General features: G+C 59.2%; 13 protein-coding genes. 7 read left to right on the forward strand and 6 right to left on the reverse strand.

Annotated elements, in window-relative coordinates:
- Nucleotides 1-337: 337 nt before the first annotated feature.
- Entirely contained in the window at nt 338-2014 is a 1677-nt protein-coding gene (locus tag G1C97_RS03300; RefSeq protein WP_169240516.1) for a spermidine synthase, read from the reverse strand.
- 105 nt (nt 2015-2119) lie between these two features.
- Here G1C97_RS03300 and G1C97_RS03305 point away from each other — a divergent pair, with 105 nt between their 5' ends.
- The 3 genes from G1C97_RS03305 to ybaK all read left to right on the forward strand — a co-directional run bounded on the left by G1C97_RS03305 (nt 2120) and on the right by ybaK (nt 4926).
- A complete protein-coding gene (locus G1C97_RS03305) occupies nt 2120-2845 on the forward strand; it encodes a thiamine diphosphokinase (RefSeq protein WP_169240517.1) in 726 nt (241 codons plus the stop codon).
- Between the two features lie 216 nt (nt 2846-3061).
- A complete protein-coding gene (gene gap / locus G1C97_RS03310) occupies nt 3062-4120 on the forward strand; it encodes a type I glyceraldehyde-3-phosphate dehydrogenase (RefSeq protein WP_100495389.1) in 1059 nt (352 codons plus the stop codon).
- A gap of 296 nt (nt 4121-4416) precedes the next feature.
- On the forward strand, nt 4417-4926 hold the full coding sequence (gene ybaK / locus G1C97_RS03315) for a Cys-tRNA(Pro) deacylase (RefSeq protein ID WP_169240518.1): 510 nt from the start codon (nt 4417-4419) through the stop codon (nt 4924-4926).
- Between the two features lie 158 nt (nt 4927-5084).
- Here the strand turns inward: ybaK and G1C97_RS03320 are convergent, their stop codons facing one another.
- Both G1C97_RS03320 and G1C97_RS03325 read right to left on the reverse strand, forming a co-directional pair.
- Entirely contained in the window at nt 5085-6440 is a 1356-nt protein-coding gene (locus G1C97_RS03320; protein WP_169240519.1) for a zinc ribbon domain-containing protein, read from the reverse strand.
- Nucleotides 6441-6617: 177 nt separating this feature from the next.
- A complete protein-coding gene (locus G1C97_RS03325; RefSeq protein ID WP_169240520.1) occupies nt 6618-7613 on the reverse strand; it encodes a 4-hydroxy-3-methylbut-2-enyl diphosphate reductase in 996 nt (331 codons plus the stop codon).
- 161 nt (nt 7614-7774) lie between these two features.
- Between G1C97_RS03325 and G1C97_RS03330 the strand changes: the two genes are divergently transcribed.
- Complete coding sequence (locus G1C97_RS03330) at nt 7775-8722, forward strand: aldose 1-epimerase family protein (RefSeq protein WP_100495385.1); 948 nt, start codon at nt 7775-7777, stop codon at nt 8720-8722.
- Between the two features lie 124 nt (nt 8723-8846).
- Nucleotides 8847-8921, forward strand: coding sequence for a 50S ribosomal protein bL37 (locus tag G1C97_RS12470; protein WP_003817083.1), 75 nt, complete (start codon nt 8847-8849; stop codon nt 8919-8921).
- Nucleotides 8922-9054: 133 nt separating this feature from the next.
- Here the strand turns inward: G1C97_RS12470 and G1C97_RS03340 are convergent, their stop codons facing one another.
- On the reverse strand, nt 9055-9408 hold the full coding sequence (locus G1C97_RS03340; RefSeq protein ID WP_169240521.1) for a hypothetical protein: 354 nt from the start codon (nt 9406-9408) through the stop codon (nt 9055-9057).
- Nucleotides 9408-10124: a sigma-70 family RNA polymerase sigma factor gene (locus tag G1C97_RS03345; RefSeq protein WP_169240600.1), complete on the reverse strand. Its 717-nt coding sequence runs from the start codon at nt 10122-10124 to the stop codon at nt 9408-9410. The genes G1C97_RS03340 and G1C97_RS03345 overlap by 1 nt, the downstream gene beginning before the upstream one ends.
- Nucleotides 10125-10306: 182 nt before the next feature.
- Between G1C97_RS03345 and G1C97_RS03350 the strand changes: the two genes are divergently transcribed.
- Entirely contained in the window at nt 10307-11860 is a 1554-nt protein-coding gene (locus tag G1C97_RS03350; protein WP_169240522.1) for a UDP-N-acetylmuramoyl-L-alanyl-D-glutamate--2,6-diaminopimelate ligase, read from the forward strand.
- A gap of 93 nt (nt 11861-11953) precedes the next feature.
- Complete coding sequence (locus G1C97_RS03355; RefSeq protein ID WP_169240523.1) at nt 11954-12952, forward strand: lipid II:glycine glycyltransferase FemX; 999 nt, start codon at nt 11954-11956, stop codon at nt 12950-12952.
- A 152-nt stretch (nt 12953-13104) separates the two neighbouring features.
- Here G1C97_RS03355 and smc read toward each other — a convergent pair whose 3' ends face one another.
- On the reverse strand, nt 13105-16800 hold the full coding sequence (gene smc, locus G1C97_RS03360) for a chromosome segregation protein SMC (protein ID WP_169240524.1): 3696 nt from the start codon (nt 16798-16800) through the stop codon (nt 13105-13107).
- Nucleotides 16801-16806: the final 6 nt, after the last annotated feature.

Raw genomic sequence — 16806 nt, forward strand, 5'->3', positions numbered from 1 at the left:
CCGAAACCTGCGTTTATCAAACGCATGTCATCACATCGGACGCGTCACAAGCGCATCACACCGATCGTACACTGTTTTCGCAATCGGAAAGGCTTTTGCCTTGGACCCGAGGCCTTGAAAGGCTTCCAGGTGGGGTTGCCCCGCTTTCTTGATTTCTCAAGCCAAATGGAAAGTCTACCACAGCCTCGGACATCGACACGCACAGTATGCGATGTCAACGCACAGTGCACGACACCAACGCTCAGTTGACGGCGGCAACGGCAAGCATCGCAACGACAGCGCCGACCACGATAGCCGCACGAAACAACCGCAGCACCCGGCAACAGCGTCCTCGCAATCACTGCACGGTCCGCAACAGCCCGCCGATGCCCTCGGTTTTCAGAATCTCCCGATATGGGCCGGCCTCCTTGGCGATGAGCTGGTCGATGGCGCGCATGCCGAGCACCTCGACCGGGGCCTTGTCGTCGGTGAGGATGGTCGAAGCCGAGCCCGGTGCCTCAACTTCCTCGAATCGCTCGGCGACCTTGTTCATGTACCATTTGAGGTCTTCGGAACCGGTGCGCATATAGGTCACCGAACGCAGCGGAATGGCCTTGGCGTCTCGTTTGATGTCGCTTGCTCCTTTGGTGGACCTGTCTTCGCCGATGGTTTTGGCGAACAGTTCGCGATTCGTGGTGCCCGGCACGTCGGCGGTCAGCATGTTGCGCTCTCCGAACACACTGGCGATGGTATCGGTGAGCGCCTCGTTAATCGAGCCCGCACCATCCGAAATCATGTTCATGTTCACCACCATCACGCCACCGGGATTGAGATGGCTCTTCACCATGGTGAAAAATTCGGTGGAACTCATCTGAAACGGTATGGTGATGTCTTGATACGCATCGACCATGATGACGTCATATGTCTGGTCGGATGCCGCCAGCCAGGCGCGGCCGTCATAGGTGGAGACCGGAATCGAGGATGGCTCGTCGAAATACCGGCCGGCCAGATCGGTGATTTTCTGGTCGATCTCCACGCCGGTGACCTTCATATCCGGGTAGTACTGCTTGAGCTGACGGGCGTAGGTGCCGGTGCCCATGCCGAGAATCAGCGCGGAGTCGGCATGGTCGGCGAGCGCGGGAGCGGCGAGGGCGGTGTCGTAGTACATGCCGGTCAGCCCCCGATCCTTCATCGTGACGGACTGGACGCCGAAAAGCACGTTGGTGGACAATATGGTCCGGTCGGACAGGTTCTTGACCTGCAGATAGTTGTATATGGACTCCCCTTCGTAGGCCAGGGTCGAGGAGTTCTCCCAGAACGCGAAGCCAGTGAGCGGCGACAGGCAGCTGGTGACGGCGAAGATCAGCGCGCAGACCGCGCAGGTCACGCGCCGGGCGCGGATGGAGATGAAGTAGATCAGCGGGATGACTAGCAGCGACCCGGAGAAGATGAGGAAGCTGACGAACGTGCCGACTGCGGGAATCGTGACGAACGTGGGCAGGAAAGTACCCAAAATGGAACCGATCGTGTTGCATGCGGACAGGCGTCCCACCACTGAGGCGTTGTCTTCCAGGGACGTGGTGGCGAACTTGTTAAGGCCGGCGGTCACGGTACCCAACAGAAACAGCGGCGGCACGAAGATGATCGCGCAGCTGACGAACGCGGCGATGATCAGGAAGTTCGTCGAGACGGTGACGATGAGCATGCCGGAAATCAGCAGAATCAGATATTTGCCGACCAGCGGAATCAGCGAAATCCATACGGCGGCCACCATGATGCGCATGTACAGCTTGTCAGGATTGGGATCACGGTCCGCCCAACGTCCGCCGAACACGGCACCCAGAGCAAGGGCGATCATGATGGTGCCGATGATGATGGTCCACACGATCTGCGAGCTGGAGAAATACGGCGCCAGCAGACGGGAAGCGCCGAGTTCGGCGGCCATAACCGAAAGCCCCGAGAAGAATTCAGTGACGTACAGGAACACCTTTGATTTCAGGATGGGCCTCTCGCTCGCCTCGGTAATGTGCGCCATGCCTCTCCCCTTCGCCTGTCTGTCCGGTTTCCAATGCTGTTTCGCTTCGCCCAGCCTAGCAGCGATATGCGGCGGCGAGCGGCACGGCGGGCTACAGTTGGACGCATGAGCAAGATTTGCGTAATTTTCGGTGCCGGCGAATACTACGCCGGCGATCCCATGGTGCCGGACGGCGCGTATGTGGTGGCGGCCGACGGAGGACTCGACCATACGCGTCAGTTGGGTATCGCGCCCGACGTGATCGTGGGTGACTTCGATTCGTTGGCGGGACATCTTCCGCAGGATGGCACATATACCATTGCGCTGCCGCCGCTGAAGGACGACCCGGATATGTTGTCCGCGCTCAAGGTCGGTTGGGCGGCGGGCTGCCGAGAGTTCCGCGTCTACGGCGGTCTCGGCGGACGCATTGACCATTCCATTTCATGCATGCAACTCATGGCGTTGCTTTCGCGCCACGGGGCGAGCGGATACCTGTACGGGGACGGGCTGATCGTTACGGCCATCACCGACGGCAGTCTCTTCTTCCGCGCGCATCCCGTACCCGAAGACGGACGTATGGTGTCGGTGTTCTCCCACTCCGACGTTTCGCTTGGCGTGAACGAACCTGGGCTCAAGTACGAACTGAGGGACGGCACATTGACCAACACGATGGTACAGGGAGTCAGCAACGAGTTCCGCGATAACGTGGATGCGACGATCAGCGTGAACCATGGCACGCTGATCGTCACCTTCCCCATCGAAGTTGCTCTGCCCAAGGTGGATCGGCTCCACGACTTTGACGGAGGCATCGGCGAACTGGATACCGCAGTGTCCAAACTGCTGGTGCGCTGACTGTAGTCGCAGACCAGCGCTGCGCCCTTTCGAGAGCCGATGGACGTCCGCATGCCAAACGGGATGTGAACGCTCACAAAAAAACGGACGATTTTGCCCAAAACACATGCTGCAACGTTGATTTGTGTACAGGCGAGGCATTAAAGTAACAAGCGTTGGTAAACAATGGTCCGACGTGCGTCTGCATGTCACGGCCACCCTACAAGGGAGAATTACATGACAGTTAAGATTGGTATCAACGGCTTCGGTCGCATTGGTCGTCTCGCCTTCCGTCGCATCTTCGAGCTGCAGGCTCGCGGCGGCCAGGCTGGTGACATCGAAGTTGCCGCCATCAACGATCTGACCACCCCGGCCACCCTGGCTTACCTGCTGAAGTACGATTCCACCCACGGCACCTTCCGTCACGACGACGGCACCCCGGTCGATGTGAAGGCCACCGAGGACTCCATCGTGGTGGACGGCAAGGAATACAAGGTCTACGCCGAGAAGGACGCCAACAACATTCCGTGGGTCAAGAACGACGGTGTTGAGTATGTGCTTGAGTGCACCGGCTTCTACACTTCCGCCGAGAAGTCCCAGGCCCACATCAACGCTGGCGCCAAGAAGGTCCTGATCTCCGCTCCGGCCAAGGATGACGTCACCCCGACCGTCGTGTTCGGTGTGAACCACGACATCCTCAAGCCTTCCGACGTGATCGTCTCTGCCGGCTCCTGCACCACCAACTCCATGGCCGCCATGGTCAAGCTGCTGGACGAGAAGTTCGGCATCAAGGCTGGCTTCATGACCACCATCCACGCTTACACCGGCACCCAGATGCTGCTCGATGGCCCGCGTGGCACCAAGACCGGCCGCAACCTGCGCGCTGCCGCCATCAACACCATCGCCCACTCCACCGGCGCTGCCAAGGCCATCGGCAAGGTCGTTCCGTCCGTGAACGGCAAGCTGCAGGGTCACGCTCAGCGCGTTCAGGTCCCGGACGGCTCCGTCACCGAGCTGACCACCGTGCTGAACACCGAGACCACCGCCGACGAGATCAACGCCGCCTTCAAGGAAGCCTTCTCCAACACCGATTACTACGGCTACAACGATGAGGGCATCGTCTCCTCCGATATCCTCGGCGACACCCACGGTGGCGTCTTCGACCCGACCCAGACCGACGTCAACACCGTTGACGGCGTGACCCTGGCTCGCACCGTGTCCTTCTACGACAACGAGTACGGCTTCACCTCCAACATGATCCGTACCCTGCTGTACTTCGCTGAGATCTCCGAGTGAATCCGTGCGGGTCTGCCCGCATAGGTTCATGTGAGAGCTGAGCTCATGGATCCCGCCCCACTGTTGAGTGAGGCGGGATTTTTCATACCGGGCAAGACCTCGACCGGGCGATCAAGCGTATTTGATCCTTTGTATGTTCGCGTTCTTTACGGGACTTGCGCGAACATACAAAGGATTTATCCACCTCAAACCTTTGTATGTTCGCGGCGGCTTCGTAAGTAGCGCGAACATACAAAGGACCGCGATGAGCTTCAGTCGCTTTTATCCGTCACCGTCAGTGGTGTAGAACAGAAACCATGGCTAAGAAAAACAAATATGACAAAGGTGCCGGCTCCACGCCGGCAACCGTCCAGCTGGAGAAGGCCGGCGTGGAATTCCACGTATACGAATACGAGCATTCGAACGACCATATGGACGACGGATATGGCGTAGAGGCGGCCACAAAACTCGGATTCGACGAGCATCAGGTGTTCAAGACCCTGATGGCGGACACCGGTTCCGAACGTGTGGTCGGTGTGGTGCCGGTCAGCGGGCATATGGATCTGAAGGCGCTGGCCGCGGCAGTCGGTGCCAAGAAGGCCGCCATGGCGGATCCGAAGGTCGCCATGCGTGAATCCGGCTATGTCGTCGGCGGCATCTCCCCGCTCGGGCAGAAAACCCACCATAAGACGGTATTGGATGAAAGCGCCCTGCAGTTTGATCAGATTCTGGTCTCCGGAGGCAAACGCGGACTGTCCGTAGGCGTTCATCCTCAGGATCTGCTCACAGTATTAAACGCTATAGCCGCCCCGATCGGCACATGGTGACACCCCTGGGAGACGCACATGCTGACGCTCCGCCGGCGAATGAACAAGGCGGTTGCCGGACGACATGGTATCGTCCGACAACCGCCTTGTTCATGCTGAAAAGCGCTTTTGGAAGCTGCACGATCATGACCGGCTGGCTTCGGGATGACTGACTAGGGTCAACCCACAGTGACCGGCATGCAGTCGTTCTGGCCGAAACCATTGTCGCTGCACCAATCCCAGCCCTCATCGCGATCGGAGAAGCTTTCGCCGGAAAGAATCACATAGTAATCGGTGGTTCCGCTGCGCTGGTAGTTGCCCCAGTCCCCGGACCAGACGAACAATGCGCTCGGCCACTGGTTCTTGAGATCGACGAACTGCTGCCAGATATCCTGATAGGTCCAGGTTTTGCCATCCACCTGCATGTTGAGCTGCTTGCTGGAAAGCTGCGTAGTATACGTGCTGGCAATATCGCTGACCGCATCCTTGTCATGCTCGATCTGACGATCAATGGCGGCTTTGGCGACCTGTTCCCTGCCGTCCTTGTCCAAAGCATCGGCACCGGTAAAATCATCCGACTTGCTCGGCGTTGCCGCCTTGCCTTGTGCCGTGCCCTTGAGATCGCAAGTAACGCTCAGATCATCCCAGCTGACCTGATCCGGTATAAGCCAGTACTGGCCTTGCACAAACGCGACCGAAACGTTGGCGGACTCACCGGCGTCGGCAGTCACCGGATCATCGGAAAAGTCGTATACGGCGTCAGCGAGCGTGGCCTTATCGTTATCGGTCAACGTCAAACGGACGGTGCTGCCGTCCAGCTTCAAGGTGCTGTCTGCCCCGCAGGACGCCGTAGCCTCCAGCTTAACCACCAGATCAGTGCCGTGTACGGCATGGGAAGAAATAGTGAAATCCGGTGCCTTGTCACAAGCTTTCGCCTGCTTGGAATCCCTTTCACCCTTCTCTGATTTCGTGGCATTCTTGTCATCGGATTTACCGCCACTGCCCGAAGCATCCGCGGTTTGCGACGAACTGTTCTGCGATGAAGCGGAACCTTCCATATGCGGGCGAATTACGAAGAACCACACCAGAGCGCCAACGATAGCCAGAACCGCTACGACCGCCACAATGATGGCAGCGATACGGCCCTTCTTCCCCTTGCCTTCGGCTTTGCCCGAGGACGACGGGTATGTTCCGGGAACGGCGGAGGGTGGTACAGAAGCCGCGGCCATCGGCTGGATGGGTTGTGCGGGATGCGTGGGAGCCGTCGCATACTGTGCGGGCATCGGTACGTCCGGCGCAGTCGGCAGGGCGGCGGAAGGATCGATCATCGTGGCATCGGAATCAGATGCCGGTTCCGGCATCGCTGCCATACCCGGACCGCCACCGGGCACGGCAGCACCATTCGGCACCGGCGTGCCGGCACCGGCAACCGGCGCAGTCGTTCCGAGCTGCGCCGGTTCCTGCTCCTGACCACACTGGATGCAGAATCGGTCATTCTCTCCAAGCTGGGCACCGCAATTGGTACAGAACCTCATCTCCTGGCCTCTCTTCTCCTCGCCGATCTCTCACAAATCTCACAAACGCCTGGCATTATTCCATTTCGCACGCCATTCGATGTCTACGCCATACTAGGTCGAAGCCATCGAGCCGGCATTACGACGGCCATACTGCGGCACTGTACCGCCACCTTGCCGAACCATTTCATCGTCGCTTCACTTCGCCAACGCTCGCACCTGGGGCGGCAACACGAAATGCATGTTCTCCTTGATGGTTTCCACGGATTTCACACCGGTGAATCCCAAATCGCGCAAGGCCTCAATCACGCCGGACACCAGTTCGTCCGGCACCGAGGCACCAGACGAAATGCCGACGGATTCCACGCCATCGAACCATGCTGGGGCCAATTCTCCGGCATCATCGACGCGATACGCCTTGCCGCGTTGCCCCAGGCCTTCCTGCGCGACTTCCATCAGACGCACGGAATTCGAGGAATTGGCCGATCCGACGATCACCACGCAGTCGGATTGCTCGGCGACCAGCTTGACCGCCGCCTGACGGTTTGAAGTTGCATAGCAGATGTCGGAGCTCGGCGGCTCCTCTATCCAGGGGAACCGTGCCTTCAACGCGGCGATGGTGTCAGCCGTTTCATCCACGCTCAATGTCGTCTGCGAAAGCAGCACCAATTTGGTGTCCGGAGCGAACTCCAGCGACGTTACGTCGTCGGCATGCTCGATCAGATGCACGTGCTCGGGGCTCTCCCCCACCACGCCGACCGCCTCATCATGACCTTTGTGGCCGATGTAGACGATCTCGTATCCTTCCTTCACAAAGCGCAGCACCTCGCGATGCACCTTGCCCACCAGCGGGCAGGTGGCATCCACCACATGCATGCCACGTCGCTCGGCCTCCGCCTTCACCACAGGAGATACGCCATGAGCGGAAAACACCACCGGTATGCCGGCTTGCGCCGCAGCATCCGGCACCTCCCCCAGCTCCTGCACGAATACCGCGCCCTGATTGGCCAGATCCTCGACCACATGCTTGTTATGCACGATCTGACGGCGCACATATACCGGCGGCAACCCGTCCTCCCGGTGCAGTTTTCCGGCGGATTGCGCGGCCTTGAGAATCGTCTGCACGGTCAGAATCGCCCGATCGACACCTGCGCAAAATCCTCTTGGATCGGCCAGCACCACACTTTTGGTCATCGTTCCTCCTCGCGAACGGCATCCGTCACAACACTGCTCTCAAGTCTAAGGCAAAGACACGCGCCGGCCCCCGCACGAATGCCGATAACGCACGGTAGACTGTTACGTTAGCGGTAACAATCGGTTGCCGACCATCCACATCTCACTATGGGAGTGATTCTATGACGAAGACAATGCCGCGCACCGGCCAGCAGTACAGCATCTCCTGCGGTGATTACGAGGCCGTGATCACCGAACTGGGTGCCACCATGCGCAAGGTCACCTATCAGGGCAAGAACGTGATCGTGCCGCTCGGCCCGGACGATCCGGTCACCTGCTGCCATGGCCAGCTGCTGGTTCCCTTCCCGAACCGCATCGCCGCAGGCACCTACGAGTTCGAGGGCACGACGTACACACTGCCGATCGACGAGCACGACCGCAACACCGCCATCCACGGCTATGGATACCGCGCGTTCTGGAAGCTGGAGTCCCTGAGCGAAACGTCAGTCACCCAGTCCTGGCGTCCGCCGTTCCTGCTGGGATACCCGTTCAACATCACGGTCTATGCCACGCATGAGATCACCGAGGACGGTCTGAAGATCACAGTGACGGCCGAGAACAACGGCGACGTAGATGCACCTTGGGCCCTGGCGATCCATCCTTGGCTTGACAACGGCTTCAACGGCTACGGCGACGAAATCGACGGACAGAACGCCCAGTGCCGTCTGACCGTGCCCGCCGAAACCCATGTCACCGTGGATGAGAACCTGATTCCGACCGGCACCGAGCCGGTGGCCGGCACCAAGTACGATCTCAACTCCAACCCGTTGCTGACCGAGCAGCCGTTCGACGACGCGTGGACCGACCTGAAGCACGACGCCGACGGCACGGTGACCGCCACGTTCACCCGTCCGGACGGACTGGTGATCAAGGTCGGCGGCGATGAGACCATCACCTCCTTCCAAGTGTGCACCGGTACCGGCTTCCCGGCCTACATGCACCCGGCCGGCACCGCCGTTGAACCGCAGACCGCCTATGCGAACGCGTTCAACACCGGCAAGGATCTCATCGTGATCAAGCCGGGCGAGTCAAGCACCACCACGCTGTTCATCAAAGCCGAGCAGCACTGATCGTCAAGATCCCGCCCCTCAGACCCCTTGCGATACGGACCCGATGACACCCGTGTTGCATCGGGTCCCGACGATGTGGCATAATTCCGAAGGCTTATTTTTTCTTGAAGTAAAGGAGTCCATCATGGGCATGCGCGGACGTAAGCGTAAGGATCGTCGTAAGAAGGCCGCCAACCACGGCAAGCGTCCTAACGCCTGATTCTTGAGTTCCTTTCAGGAACACGAAAAGCCCGTCTGCTTTGCATCGATTTTGCGTCGATCTGCAATGCAGACGGGCTTTTTGCTTGTAGTCACGGCCATCAACCCACATCGAACCAGCCGTGACGACCAAGCTACTCACCACAGCAATGGTCCAACGTGGCTTTCAGACGAGCCATCAGGCATTCAGGGGCCTCATCCGGTCGCAGGTACGCGCGGAGCGCGGCGATCAACGCCTGTTCACGCGCATCACAACATGTGGAGGGGTCGAAACAGTCAGCTGCACTCACCTCATCCGAAGCATTCGTGAAAGACGGCATCTCTTCGCCACAAGCCGAACCATAACGGCCGTCACCGCTCCCGCAGCCGCCGTCAACGTCTATGCGGCGCTGCTGCGAAGTGATATGCACCTCAGTTCTGGTCACCGTTCCATCGGCGCTCGCACTGGTAATGGAGATATGACGGGTTTCGATATTGCGCTCGTTCATCAGATCTCCTTTCCTGTATTTTCATTATCGCCGTTTCGCGTGGTTTGAACAACGCCGCTTGAAGACTTCGCGGACGGTGAACTGCCGGCACGCCTCGGCGCATTCGCTCCGACGGGCGATTGCGACTGTCGGCTAGCTTGGCGGCCCTGATCCGCTGTCACATACCCTCGTTCACGGGCGTATGCCGCCAATTCCCGCTTCAGCTGAGTACGCGCACGGTTCAGCCGGCTCATCACCGTGCCGATTTTCACTCCCTGCTCATCCGCCACCTGTTGGTAGGACTTACCGTCGATGGCCGCGTCGATAAACACCTGACGGCGTTCGGGGGACAGCTTGGCGAGCGCCTTCATGATCTCCTCGGGGGCGAAGGCGTCCAGATACTCCTCCTCAGCGGATTTGAGACCGTCCGACGTATGCTCCGCGGCATCGTAGATGTCCCAGTCGTCATACTCGCCTGTCGAATCATTGGCTCGTTGCGGACGGCGCTTGGCTTTGGCGTACTGGTTGAAGTAGGCGTTGCGTTCGATGGTGGTCATCCATGCCTCGAAGTTCGAACCGTCCTGGAAGGAATCGAATGCTTTGAACCCGCGTTCGAATGTGTCCTGCACCAGATCCTGAGCGTCGTCGGGATTGTTGGTCAGACGCATGGCCTGACGGTACAGAGCATTGACGGCCGGCATGGCAAGACGCTCGAATCGCGCACGTTTGGCCGCCATGGACTCCCCCGCCACGGGTGCCGCGGGTTCCCGCCCGGGTTGCTCGATCGTTTCGCTTGTCGTCACGATTGCTCATTCTAGCCAAATCATGTGCCTATATCGTGGCTGATACCGCGTGAGTCATGTCACGATACAGTCTCCTTGTAGAATGACTAATCGGCTAACAACAGGGAGAACGACTTATGGCTTTGACTTTGGCTTCTGCCGCCGCGCTGCTCAGGGAGCATCATCTGCTGCGCGAGATTATTCAGCATGACGTATGGACCGACGACGCCGCACTCATCGCCGCCGCCGATGAACCATTCACGGCAATCACATACGACACGCGCAAGGTCACCCCCGGCACGCTTCTGTGCTGCAAAGGACGCTTCAAGGCCGAATACTTGAATGGCATTGACGGCAAAGGCCTTCAGGCATACATGGCCGAAACCGACTATTCCGCGGTGACCGACGCCCCCGGCTTGATTGTCAACGACTCTCGCAAGGCGATGAGTCTGCTGTCTGCGGCGTTCTATGGACGTCCGCAGGACGAGTTGACGGTGATCGGCATCACCGGCACCAAGGGCAAGACCACCACCACCTACTTCACGCAGGCGCTGCTCAACGCCGTATCCGACGGAAAGGCCGCGCTGTTCTCGTCCGTGGACAACTGCCTTGACGGCCACACCTATGTGGAATCCGATCTGACCACACCCGAATCGATGGACGCTTTCCGCATGATGCGCGAAGCCGCAGATAACGGCATGAAGTATCTGGTCATGGAGGTCTCCTCCCAGGCGTACAAGGTGGATCGCGTTTACGGACTCACCTTCGACGTGGCGGCTTTCCTCAACATCTCCCCCGACCACATCAGCCCCATCGAACACCCCACGTTCGAGGACTACCTGTATTGCAAGCGCCGGATTGTGGCCAACGCGAAGTCCCTGGTGCTGGGTGCCGACAGCATGCACGCGGATCTGATTCGTCAGGACGCCGAGCTTGCCGGCATTCCGGTCACCACATTCGCCTTGCACGATGCCGGTGACCATGGCACCGCGGCGACGGTCACCGCTCGTCCTGCCGACGCCACGCATTCCACATTCCGCATTGCCGCGAACGGCGTTGATCTGGGAGACTTCCACCTGTCCATCGACGGTGATTTCAACTATCTCAACGCCGCGGCGGCCATCGCCATCGCTCACGCGGCAGGCGTGAATCTGGACCAGGCCGAACCGTTGCATGCCGTTGAACCGGTACGGATCGCCGGCCGTATGGAACAGTTCCGCGACCCGCAGTCCAATACGCTGGCGATCGTGGACTACGCCCACAACTTCGCGTCCGTGACCGCGCTGCTCGATTTCGTATATGAGCGTTGGGGAGCCGAGCATCCGCATATCACGTTGATTACCGGTTCGGCCGGCAACAAGGCGTACGACCGCCGCAAGGAGATCGTCGAGGCCGCGCAGGATCGCATCAGCAGCTTCATCTTCACGGCCGAGGATACGGACAGTGAGCCGTTCATCGACATCTGCATGGAGATGCAGGGCTATATTACGAACAAGAACGTGTCTTCCACGGTGATTTCCGACCGTCCGACCGCCATTACGAACGGCATTTACGATGCACGCGCCCACGCCGACCGCTTCAACATCCTGCTGATCATCGGCAAGGGCGACGAACGTTGGATCAAGGAGCATAACAAGCATGTGCCATTCGAAGGTGACGATCGCATCGTCGAACGCATGTTTGGCCTGTGACGGCCGGATTCGGACAGTGTCATTCGGACAGCGCAATAACGACGGTTCGAGTAATCGGGCAAGTACGAAGGAAAAGGAAAAGGCATACTATCAATGATTACGTTGGAGAAGGTTGACGGACAGACCCTGGAGGATGAGGCGGCGAAGGCAGCCATCGCCCTGCCAATCGAGCAGACCAAGGTGTGGTCGGCGTTCCAAGCGGATATCGAGGGACGCACACCGTGGGGCGACTATCTCATCAAGCGTGACGGTCAGCTCATCGCTGTGATCTCGTTCATCGACTTCGAGACGCACGGCTATCACTACCTGCGTTCGATGCACGGCCCGGCATGGGCCGTCAAGCCCGGCGAGGCCGAAGAGCGCGAGGTCATCGACGCCATCGTGGCCATGGTCAGGAAAACCGACAACAAGGTGGCGTTCCTGCGCATCGACACGTGGTATACCGGCGGCACGCAGAAGGTGCTTTCCACCGTGCCGTACGATTTCACCGTAGTCATCGACGTGACCGGCGGCGACGATGCAATTCTGAGCCGTATGAAGCGTCGCGGCCGTCGCGATGTGCGTAAGTCGTTGCGTGAGTGCCCGGCCGAAGTGTCGGATGAGACCGAGCAGGCGTTGGCTGATTTCACCGAATATTACGATGTGATGGTCGAGACCGGCGAACGCGACGGGTTCCGTCCGGCACCGATGAGCGACTATTCCGATATGATTCGCGCGCTGGGCGCCGATCATTGCCGCGTGTTTGCCGCCCGTATCGAGGGCCGTGTGGTGGCGTGGTCGATTGTCACCGTAAACGGCACGCGCGCCGTGCGCTATTACGCCGGCATGCGCAGTGAGGTGATGCGTCTTCACGTCACGGACAAGCTGCTTTACTCGGAGTGCTGCATTCTGGGAGCTCAGGGCATCGCCGACTACGACCTCATGGGCATCGGCTCCGATTTCGCGCCGTCGCTGAAAGGTCTGAACGAGTTCAAGACCAAGTTCACCGAGGAAATCACCCCGGTGGCACCGGCCCGCGATGTGCCGATCAAGAAACTCTTCTACTGGGCGCTGCAAACCGCGCAAAGCGTGCGCAAGTCGCTGCGCAAGTAGCCAATCTCCTGTTCTGGCTTGTGCCATTCTGCTTGTCTTGCGCAAGGCCATAAGCTGTTTGAGGAATCGGTCGTTTCCGGCCGATTCCTTTTTACTGCTCTGCTGTATCGTCCGTCATGCTGCTCATCCGCGTCTTGCGACTTGCGACGATATTATTCCCGCAGTTTCTGACTGATGACTGCGGTCACGCCATCGGCTCGCATCGTCACACCGTATAGCGCGTCGGCAATGGACATCGTGCGCTGCTGATGGGTGATGATGATGAGCTGGGCATGCTCACGCAACTCATTGAGCGCGTTGATCAGTCGTGTCAGGTTCACATCGTCCAACGCCGCTTCAACCTCATCCATCACATAGAACGGACTGGGCCTCGCGGTGAAAATCGCAAACAGCAGAGCCAACGCGGTCAAGGAACGCTCTCCACCGGACAGCAGGCTCAATTGCTTGACGCGTTTGCCTGCAGGGCTAGCCTCCACCAGCACGCCTGTGGTCAGCAGATCGTCCGGATTCTCCAACCGCAAACGACCGGTGCCGCCGGGGAACAGCGTGGCGAACACCTGTTCAAAGGCTTGGGCGGTATCGTCAAATGCCGATTGGAACACCGATACCATCGTGGCATCCAAGTCTTTGATCAGCTGCATCAGATCGTCACGTGATTTGACGACATCGTTGCGCTGATCGTTGAGGTATTTGTTGCGTTCCTCCAACGCCTCATATTCCTCGGTGGCCAGCGGATTGATTTTGCCTAACGCCGCCAGATCACGACGCGCCTTGTCCAGACGCTTGCGCTGTTCGTCGCGGACGTAGGGCACGGTTTGATATCGGCGTCGCGAGTCGGGTCCGATGTCGGAATCTGCAGGTTCCATAGGATGTGCCATGCCCGCGTCTGTGATCGCACCACCGTCCGATTCACCACCCTGTGGATCATCGTCGTCCAACGGTATGGGAGTACCGTTCTCATCCAGTACCGGAACCGGCTGATTCGGACCATAGTCACGTATCAGCTCCTCCAGTCCCAGGCCGAGTTCATCGGCGACTTTTTGGGTGAGCTGGCCGGCTTCGGAAGCCAGACGTTCGCGATTGACGTCCAGAACATGCTCCCGTGCGATCAGATCGGAAACCTTCGGTTCGAGGACGTCCCGCTCGGCGCGCAAGGTTTTCAATTCCTCATTATGTTCCGATACTTCTGCTTGCAGACGGTCTCGCTCGGTTGCCACATCGTTCAAGGAACGCGCAATCATGGCGGCCACCCCGCGCGCATCACCAGCCACAGCCTGAAGGCGCGCCACATCAGCACGACGACGTTCGTTCACCGCTTCAAGACGCGCCCGTCTCTCGGCCGCCTCCTTGGCGTTGTCTCGAAGCAATCCGGCCTGACGAGTCAATGATTCCGCTTTACGGCTGGCGTCATTCCAATCAATCTTTGCCGTCATCTCATGATCTCGGGACTGGCTCAACGCCTGTTCCAGCGCATGTTCCCGCTTGGCAAGCGTATCGAAGTCGGCATGGTCCGCGGTTGATTGCCGCACGGCCTGTAACGCCTCATGAAGATCAGCCAGTTTCATCCGGTGCGCGTCCCGATCATCTTCAACAGCGGTTTCGGATGCGTCCAGCTGCTTGAGCTGCTTGTCGATGGCGGTGATATGAGCGTCTGCCGCAGCCAGTTCACGTTTCACCTGCTGCGCTTTGAGACGCGTTTCGGTACGCCGAGCCGACTCATGATCCACAAGGCGTGCGGCGTCGTCACATTCGGCCATAGCCGGCACCACCTGCGCATCCAATGCGGCGAGCGCGGCATCAAGTTCCTTGATCTGTGCCAGCGCCTTGTCTCGTCGGGATGCGAGCAGCAAATCCGACTGAGCCATGGAAGAACCGCCCATAGCCGCCACACCATAGGCGAATATCTCTCCATGTTGCGTCACTGCGCGCACGGCCTGTCCTGAGCTCACTACGCGCTGAGCATGCTCCGCTGTATCAACTGCCGCGATACCGGTCAGCAGCCGGCGTACCGCGCGCACGACCGCCATGGCCTGCGTGGCATCGGGCGCGTCGGGATTGGGCATAATCAGGTCTGACAGCGTGCGGAAACCGCCATCGGATGCATTGTCTGCCGCATTGCCCGACATGTCGTCGGCCATATCACCAGAGCCGTCCATCGCGATCACCGCGGCTTTGCCAAGCCTATCCTCGCGTGCGCGAGCCATCGCATGCAGCATATTGTCGATTCCAGGCACCACCATCGCGCCGGCGAACTGATCGAGCGCATGGGCGACGGCTTCCTCCCATCCTTCAGTCACATGGATGAAATCGGTGAGTCGCCCCAGGCTATCCACGGCATCGTCATGTTCCAAAGCGCCGGACGCATTGCGACTGCCAAGCGTCTCTTGCAACGCATCGGCCTTGGCCTTGAGGGAGATGATGCGGGATTGCATGTCACGCTGACGGTTGGTGAGCTCATTGAGCGTATCCCGGCATTCGGCAAGTCGAGCGCGGGCCGCATCGAGCGCGACGCTATCGTCATCGCTGTGCGTCGAGGTTTCGGCTTGCAGCGACATCAGTTGTTCGTGTACTTCATCACGCTGGCGCATCAACGTTTCACGCTGTCCGGCATGGTCCTGCAATCTGTTCTCCGCCAGTTCCACGGCCGATTTCTCTCGGGCGATGAGCTCACGCAATCGCGTGATCTGCTGATCCCGCTGCTGGACCGTTCGACGCAGTTCGGTCAACGTCTGGCGTATGGCGGCAAGCTGTTTTTCGTTGCCGGCACGTTCCTCGGTGGCCTTGTCAAACGCAAGACGCATGTCTGACACAATTCCGTTTTGCCGCTCGGCCTGAGCCTCCAGTTCGGCTGCACGGGCGGAAAGCAGATCCGGATCCTCGCCGAGATTCGTCGTGATCTGTCCGGCGATCGAGGTGCTGCGCTCTTCGGCGAGTTGCGCCAATGATTGCAATCGCTCCTGCATTCGGGCGAGATCATGCCATTGCTGGTTAATGCGCGCTACAGCGGGACTGGCCTCAGATCCCATCGCTTCGACCTGTTCAATACGCACCTTGAGCCGAGCCAGTTGTTGCTGCGCATCGGCAAGTGCGGAGCGTACCTGTCCAAGTTCTTCGCGTACGGTTGCACGACGGGTCATCGACCGCTGCGCGTCGTCGGCGTACAGGCGCGCCTGAGCATCGCGCACGGAAACCTGAATCGCATCCGCCCTACGGGAGATGCGCGCCTGACGCCCCAATGGTCCCAACTGTCGATGCAACTCGTGCAGCAGATCATCCAGCCGATTCAGGTTTGCTTCAGTGTTGGCCAGCTTACGCAGCGCACGTTCCTTGCGTTTGCGATGTTTGAGGATGCCGGCCGCCTCTTCGATGAAAGCCCTATGTCCGGTGGGATCGGCCTTCAAAATCGCATCGAGCCGTCCCTGCCCCACGATGACGTGCATCTGCTGGCCAAGACCGGTGTCCGACAAGAGCTCCTGAATATCGAGCAGACGACAAGCTGAACCGTTGATCGCATATTCCGAGCCGCCATTGCGAAAAATGGTGCGCGAAATGGTCACCTCGGAGTAATCGATATCCAGCGTGTGATCCGAGTTGTCGATTGTCAAGCTCACCTGGGCGCGACCAAGCGGCGGTCTGGAGGATGTGCCGGCAAAGATCACATCCTCCATGGACGTGCCACGCAGATTTTTCGCACCCTGCTCACCCATCACCCAAGTCAGCGCATCCACGATGTTCGACTTTCCCGAGCCATTGGGCCCTACGACTGCGGTAATACCGGGCTCGAAGCGCAGCGTGGTCGCGGACGCAAAAGATTTGAATCCGCGTAAGGTGAGTTCCTTAAGGTACATGGCGGG

The organism is Bifidobacterium olomucense (assembly GCF_012932375.1).
Lineage (GTDB): Bacteria > Actinomycetota > Actinomycetes > Actinomycetales > Bifidobacteriaceae > Bifidobacterium > Bifidobacterium olomucense.

Coding starts and splice junctions, on each gene's coding strand:
- G1C97_RS03325 (WP_169240520.1), bottom strand. CDS start 7,613: ATGACCAAAAGTGTGGTGCTGGCCGATCCAAGAGGATTTTGCGCAGGT.
- smc (WP_169240524.1), bottom strand. CDS start 16,800: ATGTACCTTAAGGAACTCACCTTACGCGGATTCAAATCTTTTGCGTCC.
- G1C97_RS03345 (WP_169240600.1), bottom strand. CDS start 10,124: ATGGCGGCCAAACGTGCGCGATTCGAGCGTCTTGCCATGCCGGCCGTC.
- ybaK (WP_169240518.1), top strand. CDS start 4,417: ATGGCTAAGAAAAACAAATATGACAAAGGTGCCGGCTCCACGCCGGCA.
- G1C97_RS03355 (WP_169240523.1), top strand. CDS start 11,954: ATGATTACGTTGGAGAAGGTTGACGGACAGACCCTGGAGGATGAGGCG.
- G1C97_RS03305 (WP_169240517.1), top strand. CDS start 2,120: ATGAGCAAGATTTGCGTAATTTTCGGTGCCGGCGAATACTACGCCGGC.
- G1C97_RS03300 (WP_169240516.1), bottom strand. CDS start 2,014: ATGGCGCACATTACCGAGGCGAGCGAGAGGCCCATCCTGAAATCAAAG.
- G1C97_RS03340 (WP_169240521.1), bottom strand. CDS start 9,408: ATGAACGAGCGCAATATCGAAACCCGTCATATCTCCATTACCAGTGCG.
- G1C97_RS03320 (WP_169240519.1), bottom strand. CDS start 6,440: ATGAGGTTCTGTACCAATTGCGGTGCCCAGCTTGGAGAGAATGACCGA.
- G1C97_RS03350 (WP_169240522.1), top strand. CDS start 10,307: ATGGCTTTGACTTTGGCTTCTGCCGCCGCGCTGCTCAGGGAGCATCAT.
- G1C97_RS03330 (WP_100495385.1), top strand. CDS start 7,775: ATGACGAAGACAATGCCGCGCACCGGCCAGCAGTACAGCATCTCCTGC.
- gap (WP_100495389.1), top strand. CDS start 3,062: ATGACAGTTAAGATTGGTATCAACGGCTTCGGTCGCATTGGTCGTCTC.